Raw genomic sequence first — 24,300 nt, 5'->3', positions numbered from 1 at the left:
ATGGATGGTCATAAAGTTAAAGATATATTGCGCTTTAAGAAGGAACTTTACTTTAACGGTGCTGTACAAGTTGACTGGTATTATAATAAAGAGAAACAGATGGAAGTTGCTAAAAGCTTCGTTTTTCATGGTCCAGAATATTTTGGTGTAAGTGAATCAGACATTACTTACAAGAGTCATAAACTAGTAGATACAGCTACTTTCACAAAAATTATTGCAAATAAACTATACGGAGAGACAAACGGTTCTAATTTCATTACAACAATTGCTCCATATGGTACTGGAAAATCACATCTTGCACTTACGTTATCATCGTTATTTGGTAGTCATGAATATAACTCTAATAAAATTCTCTTAAACCTAAAAAGTGTTGATAATAAAATAGGAAATGAAGTAGGTGAACTAATTAGTAAACCTAATATTGTTCTTGTACTAAATGGTATGAAAGATTTTAATTTGAACTATGAAATTTTAAATGCTACTCAAAGAGCATTGGACATACAAAATGTTGACTCTTCATTCCTTCAGACATTAACAAAATCATATGAGATAGCGAAAAACTTTGTAATTAATACATTTATGAATTTTGAAGATATGTATATTAAGAATGCAAACGAAATTCTACCTCATATATCTACATCTTACTTAAGAGATTATTTGCTGGAAAATATTTTGCAGGATACAAATGTTTTTGAAGTGATAAATAATGTATATTACCATGTGAATGGAACATACATACGATGGGACGAGGGTGTCTCTGCCGGTGATGTATTACTAAAAATTTCTGAAACATTATGTGGGGATAGAGATCAGTTTAACAAAGTATTAGTTATCTTTGATGAATTTGGCCGCTACATTGAATTCGCTGCTTCCTATCCAACTAGGGCAGGTGACTCTGCTTTGCAACAGATCTATGAAGCTGTTCAGGATAGTGATGATAAAATATTATTTGTTGGTTTTATACAATCAGATTTAAAGTCCTATCTTACTAGGGTAGATCGTTCGTCCAACATTAATCGGTATGTAGGACGGTATGAAGCAAGTGAGAAAGTACATTTATCTTCCAATTTAGAAACGATATTTGCCAATTTGATTGAAAGAACGAACACGAAAGCCTTCAAAAATCTAATTGAAGCTAAAGTAAATAAAGATACTGAATTATCAAAATGGAACGATTTTCATAATGACATGTTGAAATGGTTACCCTCTGCACAAAATTCAAGTGTTTGGAATAATTTTAACCATTTTAAAAAAGTAATATTAGAAGGCATTTACCCTCTACATCCATTAACAACATGGATGCTATCTAATTTATCAAGTTGGCTTCAACAAAGATCATCTTTAACGTTTTTAGATAAACAAATTGAACATTTTAAGGATGTTAAAATACATGAGTTTGGAGATCTACCGTTTATTCCGGCGACAACGATAATAGAGTCAGACTTTTTTAAAGAGTTATTAGTTGCCGAGCAAGACGAGCGAAAACAAAGTGAGTATTGTATTTTATATAATCAGATTCTGATTAAATATGGTGACAAATTAGATGAGATAAAAAAATCAGTACTTGCAGCTAACCTAATTCTAAGAATTGGACGATTTAGAACTAAATCATTAAAAGATGTAAAGACTGCAATTTTTTATGCTTCAGGTTTGACTTATCAGCAAGTTGAGGATGCTTTAACTTTATTAGAGAATGATTTTGGTGTGATAAGTTTCGATGATAATGCTCAAGTTTACGATTTCGTTGCAGATGCTACTGGAATTAGTGATTTTAAACGATTAATCCAACGAAAGAAATTTAAAATAGATTTAGACCTAAATATAGTATTTGAAAGTACAGTTAAAGAATTACTTAAATTAGATACTATAGATACCTCCTTTGCTCAAAGTAATTTTGTTGTCTCGAATGAATGGAAGTATACACAACACCTTATGCATTTAGATGAAATCAATAATGACTTCCTATTATCATTGAAAAATGATTGGGAGCTAAGTACTAAGCCAGAACAACCTAAAGGAAAATTAATTTGGATTTATATTCCTAAGAATACGGAAGAAGGAAAATTAACAATAATAAAAGATATGTTGAATAAGCTAAGTTTTACAAATATGCCAATCTTGTTTTGTATCTTAGATGATCAAGAAGAAGCTTTTTATAATACAATACTAGACTATCAAGTTTCTAAACTATTTAATGAAGAAGAGAAAATAAGATATGCAAGATTTATTCCAGATTATGTATCCAAAAATGAAATACTTGTAAGAGATAGGTTTAATAATTTAGCTAGCAAACGTCTAGTTTTTACTGAGAATGGAATAATAAAAATTTCAGAACGTTTAAATAAATACTTAGAAGCTTTATTTGCTAGGTTGTATCCAGATCTTATACCTTTTCCGTATACAGGATTTGCAAATAAATCAATAACTAAATCAAAACAAGGACTATCAAGAATTGCCCGACTTACTTTGGCAGGTATTAACTATCAGATTATTCACTCAGAAACAACAGATATGAAGAATAGGATAGAAGAAGTTTTATTTGACGACAAAGCAGGTTCTTGGGGTGTATTAAATAATAATTATCAATTAATATCACCAACAAACATTAAAGTAAGAAATATATTTAATAGTTTTGATGAAAAATTAGATGTAAAAGGGAATCTTAGTGTGAGTGAGGTATTTGAAGAATACCAGAAACCTCCATATGGTTTAAACGATTATTCTCTAGCGTTACTAATTTCAGTATATTTAGCACAAAGAAAGATTGAAACTAGGGTTAATATACTTGACAAAAGATTACGCTTAGAAGAATGGGGAAAGGAAATTTTTCTAGATAAAGAAGTAAGAATTCACAAACTGTTTGAAACTACAATTTATAAAGTCAATGTAGATGAGTTATCTACAAGATATTTGTCTCTATATTCAAAAGTAGAGCGAAATAACGATGTAGATTTGTGCCCAGTGTTGAATGAAGAATTAAATCAGTTAAAAAAAGAGGAAGATATACCAGAAGAATTTGAAGATAAAGTAGCACATATAGAAATGGTTCTTCAAATAGGCACTAACCTTTACATGAAAACTACAAAAACTATTGGTGCTATCCGTGCTAAGTACGATCAAGCAATACGTGATAAAGATATTAAGAAAGTGTTTGAAGTAATTGAAGCTTGCGATAGTATTCATGGCCCTATTGAGGATTCTAATCGATATGTATATAACAAGAATCATTTAGAAGTATGTGAAACTCTAAATAAAAAGTCACACCAGTTTGTAGAGAAAGAATTTAATGGCTGGCTTTTAAAACTTAAATGCCAAAGTATAGGTCAAGTGACTTTGTTTGAGAAATGGGTTAAGGATATTATTAAATACCTTATAAAATATAATTATAGTGACGAAGCGAGAAAAACATATTCAAAACTAGATAAAATTTTAGGTGATCTTTCCGTTGTTCAAAAACTCCAAAATATAAATGGTACAGTTTTGGAATATATGAGAAAAAGCATACCAAATGATACTCTAGGATACGACAAACTTCTACAGTTAAAAAAAGAAGGACAAGATCTAATCGACTTTATTTTAGGACACAATGTTGATCGGAATTATTTAGATAGCTATTTAAATCAATTAGAGCCTCGAGTAGAGCAGCTAACTAAATATAATGAACGATTGACAGAGCAAATTACACATGTATACGATGCCTTCTTTGATTTAACAGATATAAGTATGTGTCAAGAAGTATTAAAAAGATCAAAGGAATTATTAGAGAGAAAACTAAAAGAAGAAGATAGAATTAGTATAGAGAATAGTGCTAATCAACTTCAAAATTTTTTAAATGATTTAGATGTAGTACATGCTGTAAAAGAAAATCGAGTAGAATTAGTATATGAAATTGAAGTTCTTAATAATAAATGGATAGAAATGGAGTCTGATATTGATTTTAGTCATTTAATCGACTCTGTTAAAGAAAGTAGACTAAATTATATCAACCACCTTGAAAACAGATGGGTTAATAAACATTTGGCAGAATTTAATCTTGAATTATTATGGGATGTTTCTAAGTGTACAACATGGCTCAATGATACTAAAAATATACCTAGTTTCCTTGGACATGAACCAATTGAAAAGACTATAAAGATGAGGGATAAGGTTATGGAAAGATTAAATGAATTATCGATTGATGGTGTAATTAGTTTGTTTAACAACTTAAGTGAAGAACAAAAGAAAATTTGTTATCGTATCTTAGAAGAAAAAATGGAATTAAATGTGTGATTAGAGTTTTGTAAACGCATCTAGAAAATTTTCTAGATGCCTTATTTTGAAATTATATTACTGCTGGAGATTAAGTTCCAGCATCTAAATGAGGGGAAGTTCTTTATGGGTTATGGACAACATCAAAGTTTCTATTTAAGAGATAGGTGGTTAAACAAAGCGATCAGACATCTTAGAGAGGACGAGCGATTTTTTTATGATAAAGAAGCATTTGAAAAGATGGGACTTGGTAAAAATATGGTTCAGTCTTTGAGATATTGGTCTGTTGCAACAGGAGTTGTAGAAGAAGTTTTTAACGATGAGCGCAAGAAGGTTCATTTATTAACAAAATTTGGTGATTTGGTTTTCCAGTATGACAAATTTATTAAATTCCAAGATACAGCAGCTATAATTCACTATCACATGTGTAAACAGAAAGAACCAAGTACTGCTTGGTTTTGGTTTTTTAATGAAAACAATGAAACAATTGCTACAAAGGAGCAAATAATCTTAGAATTCATCAATTGGGTTAAAGAAAATGAAAATAAAGCATTTTCTAGTAATTCATTAAAGAAAGATATTGACTGTTTAATAAAATTATATTCAGCTAGTCACAGTAATATTGATCCTGAAGAAGTTATCCAAAGTCCAATGAGCAAATTACCAATTGTAGAAGAGAAAAAAGGGATAATTTTTAAAAGGAATTTAACAATTTCACAAATAGGTCTTTCAGCTTTAATGTATGTATTACTAGACTATAAAACATTAAATAATGTGGATACAGTTTCAGTAGAGGAACTTTCAACACAATCTGGGTTATGGGGTAAAGTATTTAATATGAGTAGAGCAAGTATTGTAAACGCTTTGACAGAATTGTCAATGTTAAATGAGCACCCAATTCAGTTTGTAAGAACAAATAATTTAGATTTAATTAGAATTCCAAGGATTAGCTCACTTGAGTTTCTTCAAGAAGAATACACTCGAAAGGTTGCAGTATTAGCATGACCTCTACATTAACTAAATTTAAAACAAGTATAAATATTAAATTTGATTTGGGTAAAAAGGAATTTGTAGATAGATACCTTCCAACACCCTCACACGCTGATTCGCTTCTAGGACTTTTAAAAGGTTTCAATAAACCAAATAATAATCGTTCACATATAATTGTAGGACCTTACGGTACTGGCAAATCTCTAATAGCTACTATACTAGGTAATATTACATCTAAGAAAATTGATAAGAAAACATTAAATACTTTAACAAACAAATTCGATAAAGTTCATTATGATATTCATTCTGAATTGCAAGAGGTAAAACATTTAGAAGAAACATATTTAACAGTAGTTTTAAATGGTTATGAAGGTCGTTTCCGTGAAGCCATTTTAAACGCCATTATACGAACAATTAACGACAATAAAATTGATATAGTATTACCAGGGCAGTTTGGTAAGATTATTCAGGTTATTTCCCAATGGGAAAATGAATATCCTAAGACTTATAAAGAATTCAAAAGACTTCTTAAAGATAATAATAAGGATCTAAAACTTTGGAGACTTTCAGTTATGAATCAAGATAAGTTTGAGATCGATTGGTTTTTATCAATATATTCACAATTATCTTCGGGAGCGAACTTTGTAGTAGAATATAATGAAAATTTTACAGATCAAATAAGTCATGTTCTAAAAGAGTTAAAAAAACAAGATATTGGTTTGTTTATCACTTATGATGAATTTGGACGTCTATTACAAACATTAGATTCCAATGACATACATGAGACAATGCAAGATTTACAAGATTTAGCAGAGTTAGTTGATCATTATAGTGATAATTTACATGTCCTATTAATAACTCATCGTAACTTACGTCAGTATTTTAGTTTTTTAGGTGAAGATCTTAAAAATGAGTTCCAACGTATTGAAAAGCGTTTTAGAGTATATTACGTAGAAAGTGATAAATCTACTTTTATAAGACTTGCTGACAACATTATACAAGAACATAGTATTGACATAATTTTGGATTCTGAAAAAGATCAGACGGTAAAACATTATTTAAGGAAATATCCATTGTTTCCAGAACTAAATCAACAAGAGATTGAGAAAATAATAGTTAAAGGTATTTACCCCTTACATCCAGTCGCCCTTTATCTACTACCCTTTCTATCTAGTAGTTATGGACAAAATGAAAGAACATTATTCACTTTTCTAGAAAGCGAAGAAACAGGTGGACTTCTAAATCATCTTGTAAAATCGAAAGAATATTATTTAGCATCAGATTTATTTAATTATTTTTTTTCTAATATCCATGATATGGATATAAGTGGAGAAGGTTTTGAATCACTGAAGTTGTACAAAGGAATCGTAAATAAAACACCTCATTTAGTTGATAATTTTTATGGCATAAAACTTCTAAAATTAGTTACACTTTGGCAGCTAGCAGGATTACAATCTAGAATAAAACTAGATACTGAGTTTTTATGTTTTGCTCTAAATCTTAATTCAGAAGCCATTTCGTTATTATTAAAAGAGCTTTCGGTTCTAAAAATCATTAGATATAATCGTGTATTAGGATATTGGGAATTACTAGAAGGTAGCTCTTTTCAAATAGAGGAACTTATAACAGAAAGAATTGCACAAAGTGCATTAACTGAAAGAAAAAGGTTAGAACTTTTGGGGAAATGTTTACCTAAGCATTTCTTTTTTGCAAATGAGTATAATGATCAAAAAAGTATTACTCGTTATGCTACGGTTAAGCTAATTTCAAGTACTGATATAATCAACGAAACACTAAATTTTAGAGATATTCGAGAAAGATCTAAGTCTGATGCAGTCATATACTATGTACTAATACAAGGTCCAGGTGATGCATCTATTGTAGTTGAGAAACTCAAACAAATTGAAGATGTATTATCATTGTTCTGTATATCCAAATTGCCATTTACAGCTATTCAAGAACAATTAACAGAGTATTCTATAATAGAAACTCTTTTAGAGGATGCGGAATTATTAAGCCAAGATAAGAGTTTAAAACAAGAATTAATACTAAAAAAAGAAGACACTAATTTTATCCTTGATGATTTTCTTTCAAAGTATACAACTTATAGTAAAGATACTTTATGGGTTCATAATGGGAAAAGTATAGATATTAAAAGTGAAATTATTTTGGAGAACAAATTAAGTTCAATTATGTTTGAAACATTCCCATATACTCCAGAAGTTAGAAATGATTCTTTTAATAGAAGAAAACTTAATAATGTTCAGAAAAAAGCTGGTCATGATGTATTAGACCATATCATTAATAACTATAGTGAGGAAGACTTCGGCATAAATGGTAAAGGGCCTGATTATCTAATATATGCAACTATTTTTAAAAATAATGAATTAGATATTACTAACCTTAATGAAATTAAAAAAATTGAGTTTGAAATTCTACGTTCAAAATTATTAGCACATATTGAGCAATTTAATACAGGAAGCCTTGAAGATTTTGTTGAAATTATGAGGGGGAAACCCTTTGGTATTAGAGAACCATTAATACCAATATTTTTAGTTTCATTACTCAGAGATAAATGGGATCAACTAATGTTTTACAGAAATGATATGTATGTTTCTGGAATTAATGGTGAGAAACTATACAAAATGTTTGAAGAAGCTAGTGAATATTCATTTCTATATTATAATTTTCAAGAACAATTTGAAGAATTTTTTGTTGGAATAGAAAGAATGTTTAATGAGTTTGAAAATGATTTAGTGAAAAATAAACCTAGAATAATTAGGATTAATAATGCTATCTTAACTTGGTTAAGGAAATTACCAAGATTAACTCAAATCACAGATAATTTAAATAGTGATTTGCTCTGGTTAAAAAATAACATTAAGAAAAGTGAAATTAATCCGCAGGAAAGTTTAACTGAACTTTACTCTAGGTATTCAAACGATTTGTCAGAATTAGAAAAACACAGACTTCAATTAGAAAATTATTTTAATGAGTTTAAATTGAAATTGAAGAAAGACATATTAACTTTGATTAATGTGAGTAGTTTTGAAGAACTTAATAAATGGGCAAAAGAGCAAACTCCAGAAGTTCAAAAGAAAAATAAACTAGTCAATTCAATTATAAAATTAAATAAACATAAATGGGAAGATTCCTTTGCATTTAGCTTTTTAGGTATTGAAATCGAAGCATGGTCAGATACAACTACTGAAATGTTTAAAAGTCAATTGAAAGTAGAATTCGAATCTATCAAGCAGTCAGATCAAATAAATGATAAAAATATCCAAATTATATATAATGGTAATGTAAAATATATTAATTCAGTTGAACTATCAACTAAATCTCAGACTATTTATAATAACGTTTCCAGAATGATAAGTAATGCTGGAAGAAATGTACCTAAAGAAGAAGTTGAATATATGATCTATAAGTTAATGGAAGATTTTGTAGAGTAAGGCGGTGGTTTTTCCATGGAAAGAAAAAAAGTACATGTAGCAATGTTTAGTGGTGGGGCAGCGAGTGCCTATGTCGCTTATCAGATGGTTCAAACACATGGGAAAGAGAATTGCATTTTATTTTTCACAAACACAATGTGGGAAGATGATGATAATTATAGATTTATGGATGAAGTCGCAGATTATATTGGGCTAGAAATTACCGAAAGAGTAGATGGTCGTACCCCTGAAGAAGTGTTTTATGACTATCGTTTTTTGGGAAATTCTCGATTAGCAAAATGTTCAGAAGAACTTAAAGTCTATCAAACAATAGTATTTCTAGAAGAATTAAGAGACGTTCACAACTTAGAACCAATACTTTATTTTGGAATAGGTCCTCATGAAACACACCGGTCAGACAATTTAAAGGAGTTTTATCTCCATAGACCTGTAGAGCCTATTGAAACTAGATTTCCTATGATCGAAACATTTAGAGAAGACATTGATGCAAAAGGAATAATACAGAATGAATGGGGTATTAAACTTCCTAGGATGTATGAATTAGGTTTTTCACATGCTAATTGTGGCGGTAGATGTGTAAGAGGCGGATTCCAGCATTATGCTCAGTTATACAAAATTTGGCCTGACAGATATGCTTTACAAGAAGAAATGGAAGAAAACTTTCGTAAGCACTTTGAAAAGAATGTTTCAATACTTAAAAAAGATGGAGGACCCTATACACTGAAACAATATAGACATCTGATGGATGCTGAAGGTGTAGAAAAATTTTTAAAAATACAAGATGAAACTGTTCCGTGTGTATGTTCATTTTCATAAAAGCTTCGCTTAAGAGTTAAAAAAACTACTATTAGAATAATTCTAATAGTAGTTTTTTTGTTTATAAACAAAAATAAATAATACTTTCATTATCTGGACAGAATATGTCTGTGGACAAGCTAAATAAAGATGAAGGTGTTATAAATGTTAAATCTAAAAGCAGGTTTCTCATTAGTTCCAGGACAAAAGATAAGAATATATAGGAATTTACATAAAAATATTTTCTCAATACAAGATATTAAACTGAATAAGGTGATTGGATATGGAGAAGGTATTTTAGTATCTAATGCAAAAATGATTGTCAGAAAAAGCGGTAGAGAATTAACACTGAAAACCGGAAATAAAAATGTACATGCCTTTATTGTGGGAGAGTTTAAAGGTATTCAATATGATCCAATTAGTCATTCAAAACAAATTTATTATAATCCTTATGTTAATGAAAATTTTATCTTGAAAGATACTAATGAAGTAATAACTGAAGCAGAGAATTGTTTGTGTCTTAATAAGAAGTGTTATGTTATTAATTTTACGCTATAAAGTTTAAACAACAAAAAACATATTCCGTTCACATGTTTAAAATCGATGATAACATGTGAACGGTCTTTTTAATTCGAATAGCAATCAATGAAATTTCCAGTTATTATAAAATAAGTGGAAAGTAAACAAGAAAGGAGCTTTCTATGCTTTCAGTCTCAGAAAAACTTTCAATCTTCAAAAGTTATTCATCACTAATTGAAAGAAAACACAAAGATAACATCAGGATCTCATATAAACATCCAAATGCAAAAAAACGTCAGAAAACTGTCATCACTCAATTTTCTACTGAAACTGGAAATGGTTATGTATGTGGAAAGTATCTTTCAGATGTCCACTTTTATTTGGTAGATAAAAGAGGGTGGATCAATATTAAGAATTTTAATGAAGTAAATTTAAGAAAAGTAATCGAAGAGTCTATGAAATCATTAGAAAATTAACTTGTACAAAAAGAAAGGGAGTTGATGATATTGAATCATACAATCTTAATTCCAAACCACATTAGAGGAAGAAGTATTCACAATCAAGTAATCCCAACAGTTTGTAACATTAAGAATATGTTAAACAAACTAATTGAGCTGCAAGGTGATTTTAATGAACTAAAACAGTGGGAAAAAAGCAGTTATCGTGCTTACAACCTTGAAAAAATTCAATCGAGTATTATGACAGCTTCTGAGGAAGAAAGAATTGATCTCATTAGAAAACATATTTTATCAGAAGACCCTAATGATCTAGGAGGATGCTGCATAGACGTCTACTTGGTAGCTTATGTTGCGGAGACTTACGGTACAGGAAAGAAAGTGTTTTTTGATTATGTATTGAAGAATGGAATTACAGAAAAAGAAGGATCAGCACAAGCGATCTGGCAAGTAGGAAAAGGTGATGGCATTTATTTAGGAATCTTGAATGAGGACGGCTCAATTAAGGATTGGAACTTTATCGCTGCGTGGATTAAAGGAATTAAGTAAATTTAGATTGACCCAAAAATCAATATGGAGACTCTGTTAAAGAAAACCGAACCCATCTTAAGATTAACTGGTTCGGCTTTTTTCTATTATATGTTTAATTGATTGTGAATCATTAATTTGGACAAAATCTCACAAGTAAAGCGTTTGCAAAAATCGGCCTTTATGTTAATATACTTGTATACAAGTATACTTGTCTATCAAGCGAGGTGGCATATTGGAGAACAACACAGAATATATGTACCCGGAAAAATGGATGTTAAAAGGTTCAATCGGGGATCGCATTACCTCTGAGCTTCGGATGCGTATTATTTCAGGGTTAATTGAAAGCGGAACCATTCTCTCTGAAAATAAGATAGCTGCTGATTTTTCTGTAAGCCGTTCACCCGTTCGTGATGCAATGAAGACGCTCGCATCGGAAAATATGATTCGGTTAGAACGGATGGGGGCAGTTGTTGTCGGACTGTCTGAGAAGGAAATTCAGGAGATATACGATGTTCGGCTGCTGATTGAAACGTTCGTGTTCGAAAGGCTTGTCAAAGAAGATACAAAAGATCTGGAAAGAGAGCTTCATAAAATTGTGGAAATGATGAAGGTTGCAATCAAATATCAGGATGCAGATGAATTCTCTTTTCAGGATGTTCTTTTCCACGAAACCATCATCCGGTCTGCAGGTCATTCCTATATCATGATGATCTGGAACAATTTAAAGCCTGTTATGGAAAGCTTGATCCTGCTTTCAATGCGGGCCAGATTCAGGGAGAAATACGAAGATTTTGAAAGAATCCTCAATAATCACGAACTTTATATCAAAGCGATTACAACAAAGGACCGCGAGCTCATGAAAATGTCGCTGCATCAGAATTTCGATGATGTACAGGACAAAGTGGAGGACCTTTGGATGTCTCAGGAACTGCTCAATAAAGGGGTAGGAGACAGAGAAGAGTAGAGTGTGTACATCATTGAAATTGGTACATAGAGTACCAGACACTAGGAGGAAGTATGAAATGCCTTTAATTATAGTAGGAATTGGAATTTTAGCCTTATTGGTGCTGATCATGGGGTTAAAACTGAATACCTTTGTTTCATTAATCATCGTATCATTCGGTGTAGCACTTGCCCTTGGAATGCCTCTTGAAACGATCGTTAAAACGATTGAAGCCGGATTAGGCGGAACACTTGGACACCTTGCCCTTATCTTTGGTCTCGGTGCCATGCTCGGTAAATTAATAGCAGACTCGGGCGGAGCCCAGCGTATTGCTATGACTCTAGTGAACAAATTCGGTGTAAAGAATATCCAGTGGGCTGTTGTCGCTGCATCTTTCATCATCGGTATAGCTCTCTTCTTTGAGGTTGGACTTGTCCTTTTAATTCCTATCGTTTTCGCTATTGCACGACAGCTGAGAGTTTCCATTCTGTATCTCGGTATTCCAATGACAGCGGCTCTGTCTGTAACCCACGGCTTCTTGCCGCCACATCCGGGTCCGACTGTTATATCAGGTGAATACGGGGCGGATATTGGCCAGGTTCTTCTTTACGGAATCATTATTTCCATTCCGACAGTTCTTTTGGCAGGCCCTGTTTTTACAAAAATTGCTCAGAAGATTGTTCCTGAATCATTTACGAAGACAGGAAGCATTGCCTCTCTGGGAGAACAAAAAACGTTTAAGCTTGAGGATACGCCAGGATTTGGCATCAGTGTATTTACTGCTTTGCTTCCAGTGATCCTGATGTCCATTGCAACCATTATTACTCTGGTACAAAATACAGTCGGTCTTGATGACAATAGCTTCCTTGCAGCCATCCGCTTTATCGGTGAAGCTGGAACGGCCATGCTGATTTCCTTACTGTTTGCCGTCTATTCCATGGGAATTGCCCGCAACATTCCAATGAAACAGGTAATGGATTCTTGTACGACCGCCATCACTCACATTGGGATGATGCTTCTGATCATTGGAGGCGGCGGTGCTTTCAAACAAGTATTGATTGACGGAGGTGTCGGAACCTACGTAGCTGATCTTTTTGAAGGCACTTCCATGTCACCTATCCTGCTAGCCTGGATTATTGCAGCCATCCTTCGCATCTCGCTTGGATCAGCGACAGTGGCTGCACTAACTACAGCCGGTCTCGTTATCCCGATGCTTGGCACGACTGACGTAAACCTGGCTTTGGTTGTACTTGCAACGGGCGCTGGAAGTCTGATTGCATCCCACGTTAATGATGCAGGTTTCTGGATGTTCAAAGAGTACTTCGGCCTTAGCATGAAAGAGACGTTTGCCACTTGGACCTTGCTTGAAACCATCATTTCAGTAGCAGGACTTGTATTTATTCTGTTGCTGAGTCTGTTTGTTTAATATCTCATGTAAAGGCGGTAGGACCAGTGGTTCTATCGCCTTTATTATAAAAATCTATATCTATGTAAATTCCGGCACTATTGTTGAACTTTAGAAATCCTCTAATCTCATAAAAATAGAATCAAACTCATTTCTTTCAATCAGATCTGAAATCACCCTGCAAATTCGCTCGCTGCTCGCGATATCAATCAGGATCATATTGCTTCCCCATAAATAAGCGCCATGTAAACATTCCCCTGATATCTTATTTTTCTCCCGCAGACTTTGAATGTTTTGATAGGTGAAAAAAGTGGCCGTCCATCTAGAATGATCTGACAAGGTTACGACTACATCGAGATTTGCATCATCTGTATTCCATTCGCCTTCAGCCCATTCTTCAGCTTCCATCCATATATGTAATACTTCCAATCGTTCTCCCTCCAATATTCATGTCATTCTTACCAATAGCTTTGCAGGCTTACTTTACATTTCCTAACCTCTCAATCATCTCATCAGCTTCCGCCCACGAGGAAAGCAAGGCGCCGGCAGCCAGGCTGTGTCCGCCTCCGCCATAGTTCTCCGCAATTTCGTTTACAGGAACCGTTTTTGAACGGATTCGGACTCTGATCTTGCAGTCCTCCTGAATGAAAAGTACCCAGATGCGCGCTGCTTTATATGCGACAAGGGCATGAATCAGTGGTGCTGCCTCAGAGGAATTGAGACCAAGGTTCTCAAGCATGTCCTTTGTTACACTAAGACTTGCGATTCCTTCTTCAGTTACCTGTGCGCGGTATGAGACAAATTGTTTCCATTTCGAAAAGTCAGTGCCGCTCTTCTTCATCAGACGATGGATACGATCTGGTTTAAAGGCGAATTTTTTTATCTGTGAAACAATCCTCAACGTTCGTTCACCGGCCATTCCATTCTTAAGCATGCCTGTATCTCCCATTATTCCTGCATACAATGCAGCAGCTGCTTCATTTGTCAGAATAAATGTCTCCGGATAGGAAAAAAACAAATTCGCCAGCATCTCACACACCGAACTATAAGAAGGGTCGATCCAGGACACATCCCCATAGTTTTCTCCATTAGAATGATGATCGATTTTTACGAGCGTTGTACCCAACAGGCAGCGTTGATCACTGATTCGCTTCGTTTCCGCAGTGTCACAGACAATGATAAGAGCATCCTTGTATTCATGGTCTTCAATCACATCCATGCTGCCGATCCATTCAAGGTTCTCTGCGTCGCTGCCCACAGCAAAGACCTTCTTTTCAGGAAACGACTGCTGCAATGTTTTTTGTAGAGCAACTTGTGAACCTAGTGCGTCAAAATCAGGATGGATATGGCGGTGAATGATGATGGTGGGGTGGGTGGTGATGGCTTGAATTATGTTTGAGCGTTCCATTGATTTCAGCTCCTAAATGTCTAGATATCTATAAAAAGATCTACATATTTTTTCCTATATATAGTAATATTTTACTTACTAATGATGTCAGGAGAATGGTGATGATTGTAGAGGAAAAGCTCATTGTGAATTCGGATAAAGGGAATCTTTTGAAAGAGCTCACTGACTCGCTTTTAGAGTGTGAACGGTTTTATTTTAGTGTAGCATTTATTAACTTCAGTGGTCTGCAGCTTTTGCTGGATTCGTTTAAAGAAGCTGAGAATAGAGGGATTAAAGGGAAGATTATTACTTCAACCTATTTGAATTTTACCGAAGCAAAGGCGCTTAGAAAAATTTCAGATTTTGAGCATATTGACTTAAAGGTTTTTGTGACAGATAAAGAGATTGGTTTTCATACAAAAGCTTACATCTTCGAGTATCTAACCCATTACAAAGTGTTTATTGGCTCGTCAAATCTGACGCAAAGTGCTTTGAAAAGCAACATTGAATGGAATGTAAAAATCATTACGAAAGAGGAAACGCATTTCATTAGGGATGTCCTCAGCGAATATCAATCTCTCTGGGAAAGAAGCGCAGAGGCAGATGAAGCCTTTATTAAAAGATACGAGGAATTTTTACAAAGAGTAAGTGCTTTTACGAACAAACAAAGCTTAGTTTATGAACATACAGAATACATCGTTCCAAACCGTATGCAAAAGCGCGCAATGGAGAACCTTGAGCGATTGAGATCGTACGGTGAAACAAAAGCGTTGGTGATTGCTGCAACGGGAACCGGAAAAACCTTTATGTCTGCATTTGATGTGAAAAATTTCAGGCCCAACAGGATGCTTTTTATTGTGCACCGAGAAGAGATTTTGAAAAAAGCGAAGGAAACGTTTGAAAAGCTAATTGTTAATGAAGCTAAGACGTTCGGCCTTTTAACTGGAAACATCAAACAAAAGCACGCAGATTATGTGTTTACAACGATACAGACATTATCAAGATGCTATCAGGAATTTAGACAGGATGCATTTGATTACATCATTTATGATGAAGCGCATCATGCGACTAGCTCGAGTTATACAGCAGTGATGGACTATTTTCAACCCTCATTTACACTTGGAATGACCGCGACACCTGAACGAAGTGATAACCACAATGTTTTTGCGTTATTTGATCATAATGTTGCAATAGAAGTCCGTCTTCACGAAGCACTTGATGATGAGCTGATTATCCCTTTTCATTACTTCGGAATTACCGATATTGAATCGGTTGATTTAAGTGATGTGGATATTGATAACCTTCAAGAGGTAACAAAGCGGCTCAAGGTTAATGAACGGGTAGACTTTATTCTTGAACAGATGCTGTTTTACGGACATGATGCAGCTAAGCGGAAGTGTCTAGGTTTTTGTGCGAGTGTAGAGCATGCGCATTACATGGCAAATGAATTCAATAATAGAGGGTATAAGAGTGTGGCACTCTCTGGAAGTGATTCCGTTGATGTGAGATCCCGTTATATACAGCGTTTGGAAGACGACGAAGATGAGCTAGAAGTCATTTTCTCTGTTGATATTTTTAATGAAGGTGTAGACATTCCTTCTGTTAATTGTGTGTTGATGCTAAGGCCAACAAATTCACCGATTGTTTTCATCCAGCAGCTAGGTAGGGGACTGCGTAAGCATGAAAGTAAAAGCTTTCTCACAGTTCTTGATTTCATTGGAAATCATAACAAAGCCTTCCTAATTGCCTTAGCTCTAAATGGAAGCAGGTATTATGACAAAGAAAGTTTAAAGGTAGCGATTGCCACGGATTTTGCCAATATTCCCGGATGTACGCATATCCAAATGGACCGCATCTCACAGGAACGGATTCTAGAGCAAATTGATAATGAAAACTTCTATTCGATGAAGTATTTGAAAGAAGAGTACTTCGAATTTAAGAGAATGAACAATCAGAAGGTTCCTAAGTTCTTGTTGGATTATTTTCTGTTTGACGGGGCACCGGATCCGATTAAATTTATTAGAAAAGAAAAAACCTATCTTACGTTTTTATCGAAGGTTGAAAAGGTTGAGGAGTTTAAGGTGCTACTTTCAAACGAATCATTCGAACGTGCGCTACGGGAGCTTTCGGATAAACTGCCGCTTAAGAGAGTTCATGAGTTTGTCATCCTGCGTTCATTGCTAGAAAGAGAATACCTTACCCTTTCAGAGGCAAAAAAAGAAATGCTTAAAGTGGTGGAGAGTGTTGATGAGGACAGTTTACTGCATGCTTTTCAATGCCTGCAACAGGATTTCTACGACTCTGTTCAGAAAAAAGGAAAACTGCAGCTTTGCTCATTCGAGGATGGAGTGCTGAGGAAGACACAAGCTTTTGGAGACCTACTTGCAGACGAAACGTATAAACCATATTTAGAAGACGCCATCTATTTCGGCATTTTCAGATACGAAAAGGAATTCACTCATAAAAACTATGGAGTGCCTCATTTCAAACTGTATGAACAATATCAAATGATTGATGCAGCTCTTTTATCCAATTACAGAAAAATTCATAGTTCATTCCGAGGCTCAGGCCTTCTCACGAACGGAAACGATTATTTCCTATTTATAGATCTGCACAAAGAAGAGGATATTAAGGAAAGTATCAACTACCAGGATAAACTTGTGAATGAAAGGATGTTCCAGTGGCAAACGCCAAACAGTACAGCGCAAAGCTCGGAACGGGGAAAGAATATCATTTACAACACATCCAGAGGAATTTCTTTGCATTTATTTATTCGAAAGTATAAAGAGATTGATGGAAAGGTAGAGCCCTATATTTACATTGGAAAAGGAAATACGGTGGAGTTTGAAGGGGAAAAGCCAATAACGGTTCAGCTTCAGCTGGAGCATGAGCTCCCAACACCGCTATATACGGAATTCGTGGTAAAAGTATAGTCTTCTCGCTATGAGAAGACTATTTTTCATAAATAAGAGTTTCACTCACCAAAGCTTCTACAGCAGGAATATCAGCTGGGGCCCAGTTAAGCGACAGCAAGTTCTCACGTTTCAGCCAAATGAGAGCCGAGTGCTCGCTTGGAGCAGGTGTCCCTTCAATCACTTTCGCTTTCAAGCAAAGCAGTGTGATAATAAACGTGTCGTATTCATGCGTATATTCGTGGAACAAACCAGATGTTTCGATCTTACATCCTAGCTCTTCATCAATTTCCCGAACGAGCGCTGTTGATAAGTCCTCATCCTTTTCAACCTTGCCTCCAGGGAATTCCCACATGTTTGGAATGGCCATCTTAGGTGATCTCAGGGCGCAGAGGATTTCATTGTGTTCATTTTCAATAATGGCTGCGACTACTTTTAGTGATTTTTTCAAGGATGGAATCCTCCTTTAAACTTTTCCTATCATTCTATCATATCAATTTCATCCTATTTTTCTTAATACACCATTCTTCACTAAATTTTGAATAGCTCTATCGTTTTTATATCTAAAGTAAACGAGAAGGCGGTCGAGATCTTTCTTTGTAATAGCGTTATCCGGGATCAGCAACTCATAATGTCCTTCAAGTCTTCCAATTAGGGTTTTGACATACTCGATTTGCTTTTTAGTCAAGGGTTCAATCCTATTAGAATTAGAAGAATCATCAACCTTATGAGATTCTATAATAGTGAACTGTATTTCATCTGAGTAGTCACCTTTTTTAATCCATTCAAGATCATTTTCAGATAAAGAAAACCATTCTCCTTCTATCCTTTTATTTGCAAAATATCGGTGAAACGCTGCTTCTGTTTGATGGTGATTTCCTGACTTTATTAGGAAAACAAGTTCATTCTTAAAAGGCAGTTTTACTCCGAATACGTTCATTCTTTTCTCAATGTTCTTGGTTTTTCCGATTTTAAATGAACCATTCATATGCTCTTGAACAAAATATACATATCCTGGTGCCTGACCAGGAGGAAATGGCTTAGTGGTTATATCTTTAAGTATATTTTGATCTGTTTGAAACAAATAAATCTTTTGTGGATGTTGGGTTGCCACACTTTGAATTTGGTTAGCAGTAAATAGTTTTCCTAAAAGTTTCTGAATCAAGTCATTCACGCCTTTCACGATCAATAAAATGCATTTATAGGACTATTGTAATATTTTTGAAAGGTGAATGACAGGGATTTTTGGTTATTTTAACCTAATTGTTTAATCCCCCGGATTCAAAACCGCCAGCATCACATGATCCTCCCATTTCCCATTAACTAGCACGTTCTTCTTTGCCAGTCCTTCTTTATGAAAGCCGGCTTTTTCGAGCACGCGGATGGAGCCGATGTTGTGCGGCATGACGCCTGCTTCGATCCGGTGCAGCTTAAGCTCGCCAAATGCATACTCCAAAATCAGTTTGACGGCTTCTGTTGTATAGCCCCTGCCGTTGTGGTCCTTGTCGAGAAAGTAGCCGAGGACAGCGCTTTGGAGGGAGTGGCGGATGACCTGGAAGAGGCTGATGGTGCCGAGCAGCTCATTGGTTTCGTTCAGATAGATGCCAAATTGATATTCGGCGTCTTTTTTTGCTTGGTTTTCGTAGTCTTCTATCATTTTCTGCTGGGTTTGAAGTGTGTAAAAGTCCTCTGTGCGAATCATGGAGTATTGTTCAAAAAAGGCACGGTTTTTAAGCTGCAGTTTCAGTCTGTCTTCTGCATCCTGTTTTGTAAAAGGTCTTATGTGAATTCGGCTGTTCCTAAGCATATGTAAGTCATCTCCTTCATTCTGTATTTTAGCGCAGTTATCATAAATAAAGAATATTTTATGAGGTTATACTAGACGTGAAATTTTAAAATCGGGAGGAACCTCACTGTGAAGAAGCAGCTTGCCTCATCTGAAATCGGAAACCTTTGGATGACCTATCAGCAGAAAACGATGTTTGCACGGATGCTTGAGCATTTTTTACATACGCAGGAAAATGAAAAAATTAAGCAGCAGCTGCAAAGCTTTTATGATCAGGAGACTGCTTATATCCAGGAAATCAGCGGGATCTTTCAGGCTGAGAAGATTGTTACGCCAGTGGGATTCAATGACAGCGACGTGAAGCCTGATACGCCTCGGCTGTATGATGAGTATTTTGATATTCTTTTTCTTAGAATTATGATGAAAGTAACTATAGGGCTGAATGCACTCCATCTTAGCATGACTTACAGGAGCGACATGTCTGATTTGTTTATGAGGATGCCAGCTGCCTCACAGCAGACTTACACAGATACGACTCAATTTTGCTTAATGAAGGCATTTTGACGAGACCGCCTATGATACCAATGCCTGAAAAAGTTGAGTTTGTGAAGGAGAAAAAGTACATGGCACGCTTTGATGCGTTCAGTGAGAAACGGCCGCTCAATGCTATTGAACTCTCGCTGCTCTATCAGGGCATTGAGACCAATATTCTGGGATTTCAGCTATTAAAAGGTTTTGAGCAGGCTTCAGATGACAAAGAGCTGAAGCAATATTTTAAAGAAGGAAAAGATCTCGCCAAGCAAATCATTGAATCGTTCAGTGAGACATTACTGAAAAGCGATATTCAGCCTCCAGCTGTTTCGTGGGGAAATCCTACATTTTCAGAGACATCCCCTTACTCAGAAAAAATGATGATGTACCTGACCAACTTGCTGAGCAGCTTTGGTCTGACGAGCAATGCCCTCGGAACTTCCTTCAGCCTCCGGTCTGATTTGCCTGCTAAAATGTCGATTATTGCAAAAGACATTTTCACCTATGCCAAAAAGGGAGGCAAGCTCATGGTCAAACATGGGTGGATGGAGGAGCCTCCGCAGACATCGAGGCAGAGCTGAATACATGAAAAATGAAAGCACTGCAAATTGCAGTGCTTTTAACATGTTTATACTTGTTTCGTGCTCACTCAAATACTTGGCGCAATTCAATCTGACCTTCTCCGTGTCCTTGCTTGTCCGGCATTCTCAAGGCCCATTTGACGGCTTCTTCCCTTGACTCCACATCGATTAAAATAAAGCCGGCCACTAAATCAGTTGATTCTGTAAACGGCCCTTCTGAAATGACTGGATTTTCTCCCGGTACAGGAAACGAAATGCGGATGCCATTTGAGCTTGGATGCAGTCCTTTAGCAGCCACCCTTACGCCTGCTTCTACTAATTCCTCGTTATATGCCGTCATGGCTTCCATTAGTTCTGAGCTTGGAAGATTTCCGGCTTCTGAATTTTTTGAGGCTTTGACAATCAGCATGAACAGCAAAAAAATCGTCCTCCTTAAATAACTGATATTTGTAAAGTTGATTGGATAAAACTCACTTAACATTTTCGTTATTGAGCCATTTTATCCTCTTCATCTGAGTTGGAACAGCCTATAATAATTGGAGGGGATGTCCCTATAATTGTGTAAAAGGACCTGCTTTTTCGCTTTTTGATAACCTATAAATTGCTCCAGCTGATTTATAGGGAACCAAATTCGCTTTTTGGTACCTTATAAATTGCTCCAGCTGACTTATAGGGAATCATATTTGCTTTTTGATACCCCATAAATTGCTCCAGCTGGTTTATAGGGAATCATATTTGCTTTTTGAAACCTTATAAATTGCCCCAGCTGATTTATAGGGAACCATATTTGCTTTTTGATACCTTATAATTTGCTCCAGCAGATTTATAAGATACCGTTTTTTCATAGAAAACAAAAACTGCTCAGCATCTATCGCACTGAGCAGTTTTTTCTGGTTTTACATAACTTTCTGAAAATCGAAATTGATCATCTGTCATGATATATTTATGGCTTTGTTCAAGCGCAGCGTTAGCATCATCTGTCAAAGATGCATCTCGGTAGGCACAGACAGACAGGATTTTTTCATTCAGCACAAACTCGTCAGATGTAGTTTCAAAGCTTTCCAGCAAGGCTGCATCAGACATGTTTGACATCCACTCCACGTGAGCCCACGTGCGCAGATGGACATTTTTATCTGAGAGACTGCCTAAATCTCTGTCAAAATAAGCGAGAATGGATGCAATATTGAATTTGGAGTTTCCTGAATAATAATCAAAGTTGTTCACTAACCTGATTGAATTCTGTTCTTCTTCTGTAAAATGATTCTCTATATAATGACTTACTTTGCCTGAAAGTTTCATGCTTTCAATCAGCAGAATCTGATCGTTTTTCTTAAGGCCGTCCTGAATATATGAAGCTACCTTCTCTAAGTATATTTCTTCATCCTTAAAGTGGTAATACACGTGTCCTTCGTTCAAATCAGTCAAGGTAACGGGTTTATAAAATGTCTTCATGTTCTCACCCCTGTTCCACTCAAGCGTAACACACTTGGAGGAAAATAGCGAACGGGTGGTCGTGTCACCCGCCATCTTTAAAGAATCTTAACAAGGAAATGGCAGGTTCATGCAGAATATAGGGTGTGGGAGAAAACAGCTGAACGGAGGAGTAAGATGAACCAGCCAAAAGCATACGGGACGTTTTATAAAAACCGGAATTTAACGTTCCGGGAGTCGGCATATTTGCAGTTTGGAAGCAGTGAAACCTCGATTGGAAGCTTTCTTATGCTCAACCCGGGAGGTGCAAGCTGTGAAGATGTCAGAAACCTGCTTCATGGCGAGCGTATTTTTACAGAAATGGCCCTTGATCCGACGATGCATCAGATTGTCAGGCTGATGGAGTCCTTTAAACCGCTTGAACCCCTAAACGGAAGGGTGCATCTCTTCAATCTGTTTACTCTTCAGAGCACAAAAGATAAAGAAGCGATTTCCCATATCGAATATCTGGGCGGAAGAGGAATTGTGAGGATTGAGGATATGGTCGCATCAATTGAAGAGCTGAAGCGCCACCCATGGATCTGCATTGGCTGGGGCGTAGGGGCTTCGGATTCACATACATTTTTAAAGCAGCTGAAAGGCAAATGGCTTGAGCGGATTAAATCGGCTGATATTCCTTCTTTTGGAAAAATAAATCCTTTTGGCGACTATTATCATCTTTGTCCGCAGCTTGTATCAAGGAGAAATTTGCTCGCTGAAGAGCTGAGGGATATGTATGTTCAAAAAGTGAAATCTTCCGCATTGACTGAAGTGACGGAATTTACGTCTTCAGCCGTAAAGCCAAACCTTTATTGCGGGTCTGAGATGGATTTACATGAATCCGGAAACGGATGGAGTATTTCAAGTCAAAATCCAGAACGGATTGTAAGAAGCTATTCGGGACTTGCCATTCGGAAGGGGTATAAACTCAGGGCCTATTCATACAAGGCTGAAGGCGAATCATCTTCTGTTGTTTATGCGATTCCGCACGACAAGGAATTAACCATGCCTGCAGAAGTGATTGCGAAGGATGAAACTCCGAAACCCCATTGTCCGTCGGATCATTTTATGTGCGCGTTAGATGGTGACCGTTCTCCGCTTTCTTATCTCCAGGCTGCAGTCGCCTATCATGAGCTAGGGGAGTTCGGCATCAGCCGTCAAACCTGCTACTGGAGTGCAGACGATATTCTGCCGCTTGATGAAAAATTGTATGAACAGGCAGACAGTGTTGTGGATTATTTGTACACTCTTGGCGACTGGAATGAATTTAAAACGATTCCGCCAACGCTGAGACCGATTTTTTATTATGAAAATGATCACCCGACTGTCGTCTTCTACACCAAAAACGATGTGGGCATGATCAAGCTCAGCCGTTACACCCATACTTTTGAAAAAAACAGCTATAAACAAAAGGTACTATGTGAGGAGCTCGCTTTTGCGGGGATTGGGATTTTGTTTTAGGCGGCGGTAAGCAGACTTAAACCACAGGAGGCGGACAACATAGCTGAAACCGTATTGGGTACAGGCAATACAGCCAAGGTCATTGCGCGTGATGGCGGGACAGTGGCAAAAGTGTTTCACAGACACATTGCTAGTGATTTTATTGAATACGAATATGCGATTTATAAAGAAATAGCAAAGACTCCATTACAAGTGCCAAGACTTTATTCTTTTGAAAAAGAGAAGCATGCCCTGATTTTTGAACGCATTAATGGAAATTCACTGATGGCTAAGATGAAAAGCAATCCGCTTTTCATGCCGATTCATATGAGGCGGATGGCAGAATGGCATGCAGACATTCATCAATGCCGAGATCTGTTGCTGCCTGTTCTCACAGACAGGCTAGCTTCGCGAATCAGTCGTTGCAGTGACTTGACCGAGAGTGAAAAAGAGAAAATACTCTCTCATTTGGACGGGCTCCCTGATCATGAAAGAGTCTTATGCCACGGTGATTTTCATCCTGACAATGTTCTGATGACTAAAAAAGGACACGTCATTATTGACTGGGCGGATGCAGCGGCTGGAAATCGGCTGACGGATATCGCACGGTCCGTTCTTCTTATTAAGTATGGCGGGCTGACTTCGAGTCCGGTTCAAAGAATGTTTCGCCGTCTATTGGCGGGACATTATGTAAGGTGCTACAGAAGAACAGGTCCATTTAACATGTCAGAGCTTCAAAAGTGGATTCTTCCTGTTGCAGCTGCAAGACTTTTTGAGAGTATCGGCGAAAAGGAAAAAGAGGCGCTTCTGAAGCTGATCCATGCAAGAATAAATGAATAAAAGGAGACTGGC

General features: G+C 36.1%; 21 protein-coding genes. 14 read left to right on the top strand and 7 right to left on the bottom strand.

The genetic code is table 11. The features are described 5' to 3' along the window. From RKD52_RS15635 to RKD52_RS15595, 9 genes are all read left to right on the top strand, one after another. Positions 1 to 4,269 carry a hypothetical protein gene (locus RKD52_RS15635; protein WP_454100419.1) on the top strand — a complete coding sequence of 1,423 codons (4,269 nt, stop codon included), beginning with the start codon at positions 1 to 3 and terminating at the stop codon, positions 4,267 to 4,269. Positions 4,270 to 4,374: 105 nt separating this feature from the next. Continuing rightward, the gene (locus tag RKD52_RS15630; protein ID WP_454100418.1) at positions 4,375 to 5,253 is read left to right on the top strand and encodes a DUF4007 family protein; all 879 of its coding nucleotides are present in this window, start codon (positions 4,375 to 4,377) and stop codon (positions 5,251 to 5,253) included. Further along, positions 5,250 to 8,693 carry a hypothetical protein gene (locus RKD52_RS15625; protein WP_454100417.1) on the top strand — a complete coding sequence of 1,148 codons (3,444 nt, stop codon included), beginning with the start codon at positions 5,250 to 5,252 and terminating at the stop codon, positions 8,691 to 8,693. Before RKD52_RS15630 ends, RKD52_RS15625 begins: the two co-directional genes overlap by 4 nt. Positions 8,694 to 8,708: 15 nt before the next feature. After that, positions 8,709 to 9,509 carry a hypothetical protein gene (locus tag RKD52_RS15620; RefSeq protein WP_454100416.1) on the top strand — a complete coding sequence of 267 codons (801 nt, stop codon included), beginning with the start codon at positions 8,709 to 8,711 and terminating at the stop codon, positions 9,507 to 9,509. Between the two features lie 144 nt (positions 9,510 to 9,653). Next, entirely contained in the window at positions 9,654 to 10,046 is a 393-nt protein-coding gene (locus RKD52_RS15615) for a hypothetical protein (protein ID WP_454100415.1), read from the top strand. A 143-nt stretch (positions 10,047 to 10,189) separates the two neighbouring features. Beyond that, positions 10,190 to 10,483 carry a hypothetical protein gene (locus RKD52_RS15610; protein ID WP_454100414.1) on the top strand — a complete coding sequence of 98 codons (294 nt, stop codon included), beginning with the start codon at positions 10,190 to 10,192 and terminating at the stop codon, positions 10,481 to 10,483. Positions 10,484 to 10,513: 30 nt separating this feature from the next. Then, positions 10,514 to 11,011: a hypothetical protein gene (locus RKD52_RS15605; protein ID WP_454100413.1), complete on the top strand. Its 498-nt coding sequence runs from the start codon at positions 10,514 to 10,516 to the stop codon at positions 11,009 to 11,011. Positions 11,012 to 11,246: 235 nt separating this feature from the next. After that, on the top strand, positions 11,247 to 11,957 hold the full coding sequence (locus tag RKD52_RS15600; protein ID WP_454101247.1) for a GntR family transcriptional regulator: 711 nt from the start codon (positions 11,247 to 11,249) through the stop codon (positions 11,955 to 11,957). A gap of 58 nt (positions 11,958 to 12,015) precedes the next feature. Next, complete coding sequence (locus tag RKD52_RS15595; protein ID WP_454100412.1) at positions 12,016 to 13,362, top strand: GntP family permease; 1,347 nt, start codon at positions 12,016 to 12,018, stop codon at positions 13,360 to 13,362. A gap of 90 nt (positions 13,363 to 13,452) precedes the next feature. On the opposite strand, the gene RKD52_RS15590 is transcribed toward RKD52_RS15595, so the two are convergent. Beyond that, positions 13,453 to 13,770: a hypothetical protein gene (locus tag RKD52_RS15590; protein ID WP_454100411.1), complete on the bottom strand. Its 318-nt coding sequence runs from the start codon at positions 13,768 to 13,770 to the stop codon at positions 13,453 to 13,455. 49 nt (positions 13,771 to 13,819) lie between these two features. Next, positions 13,820 to 14,749: a DHH family phosphoesterase gene (locus RKD52_RS15585; protein ID WP_454100410.1), complete on the bottom strand. Its 930-nt coding sequence runs from the start codon at positions 14,747 to 14,749 to the stop codon at positions 13,820 to 13,822. A 101-nt stretch (positions 14,750 to 14,850) separates the two neighbouring features. Here RKD52_RS15585 and RKD52_RS15580 point away from each other — a divergent pair, with 101 nt between their 5' ends. After that, positions 14,851 to 17,661 carry a DEAD/DEAH box helicase gene (locus RKD52_RS15580; RefSeq protein ID WP_454100409.1) on the top strand — a complete coding sequence of 937 codons (2,811 nt, stop codon included), beginning with the start codon at positions 14,851 to 14,853 and terminating at the stop codon, positions 17,659 to 17,661. 19 nt (positions 17,662 to 17,680) lie between these two features. Here RKD52_RS15580 and RKD52_RS15575 read toward each other — a convergent pair whose 3' ends face one another. From RKD52_RS15575 to RKD52_RS15565, 3 genes are all read right to left on the bottom strand, one after another. Beyond that, on the bottom strand, positions 17,681 to 18,091 hold the full coding sequence (locus RKD52_RS15575) for a (deoxy)nucleoside triphosphate pyrophosphohydrolase (protein ID WP_454100408.1): 411 nt from the start codon (positions 18,089 to 18,091) through the stop codon (positions 17,681 to 17,683). Between the two features lie 48 nt (positions 18,092 to 18,139). After that, on the bottom strand, positions 18,140 to 18,805 hold the full coding sequence (locus tag RKD52_RS15570; RefSeq protein WP_454100407.1) for a GIY-YIG nuclease family protein: 666 nt from the start codon (positions 18,803 to 18,805) through the stop codon (positions 18,140 to 18,142). Between the two features lie 102 nt (positions 18,806 to 18,907). Further along, positions 18,908 to 19,447 (bottom strand): GNAT family N-acetyltransferase, encoded by a 540-nt coding sequence (locus tag RKD52_RS15565; protein ID WP_454100406.1) that lies wholly within the window; start codon positions 19,445 to 19,447, stop codon positions 18,908 to 18,910. 108 nt (positions 19,448 to 19,555) lie between these two features. Between RKD52_RS15565 and RKD52_RS15560 the strand changes: the two genes are divergently transcribed. Both RKD52_RS15560 and RKD52_RS15555 read left to right on the top strand, forming a co-directional pair. Further along, on the top strand, positions 19,556 to 19,990 hold the full coding sequence (locus RKD52_RS15560; protein ID WP_454100405.1) for a DUF3231 family protein: 435 nt from the start codon (positions 19,556 to 19,558) through the stop codon (positions 19,988 to 19,990). A 59-nt stretch (positions 19,991 to 20,049) separates the two neighbouring features. Then, positions 20,050 to 20,538 (top strand): DUF3231 family protein, encoded by a 489-nt coding sequence (locus RKD52_RS15555; protein WP_454100404.1) that lies wholly within the window; start codon positions 20,050 to 20,052, stop codon positions 20,536 to 20,538. A 64-nt stretch (positions 20,539 to 20,602) separates the two neighbouring features. Here RKD52_RS15555 and RKD52_RS15550 read toward each other — a convergent pair whose 3' ends face one another. Next, positions 20,603 to 20,956: a YciI family protein gene (locus RKD52_RS15550; RefSeq protein WP_454100403.1), complete on the bottom strand. Its 354-nt coding sequence runs from the start codon at positions 20,954 to 20,956 to the stop codon at positions 20,603 to 20,605. Between the two features lie 443 nt (positions 20,957 to 21,399). Beyond that, positions 21,400 to 21,990: an MEDS domain-containing protein gene (locus RKD52_RS15545; RefSeq protein ID WP_454100402.1), complete on the bottom strand. Its 591-nt coding sequence runs from the start codon at positions 21,988 to 21,990 to the stop codon at positions 21,400 to 21,402. A 156-nt stretch (positions 21,991 to 22,146) separates the two neighbouring features. Between RKD52_RS15545 and RKD52_RS15540 the strand changes: the two genes are divergently transcribed. Then, positions 22,147 to 23,469 carry a hypothetical protein gene (locus RKD52_RS15540; RefSeq protein WP_454100401.1) on the top strand — a complete coding sequence of 441 codons (1,323 nt, stop codon included), beginning with the start codon at positions 22,147 to 22,149 and terminating at the stop codon, positions 23,467 to 23,469. Between the two features lie 54 nt (positions 23,470 to 23,523). Then, on the top strand, positions 23,524 to 24,288 hold the full coding sequence (locus RKD52_RS15535) for an aminoglycoside phosphotransferase family protein (RefSeq protein ID WP_454100400.1): 765 nt from the start codon (positions 23,524 to 23,526) through the stop codon (positions 24,286 to 24,288). The last annotated feature ends 12 nt before the right edge of the window (positions 24,289 to 24,300 follow it).

This window comes from Metabacillus sp. SLBN-84, assembly GCF_053629595.1.
This window is presented reverse-complemented; position numbering and strand designations above follow the sequence as displayed.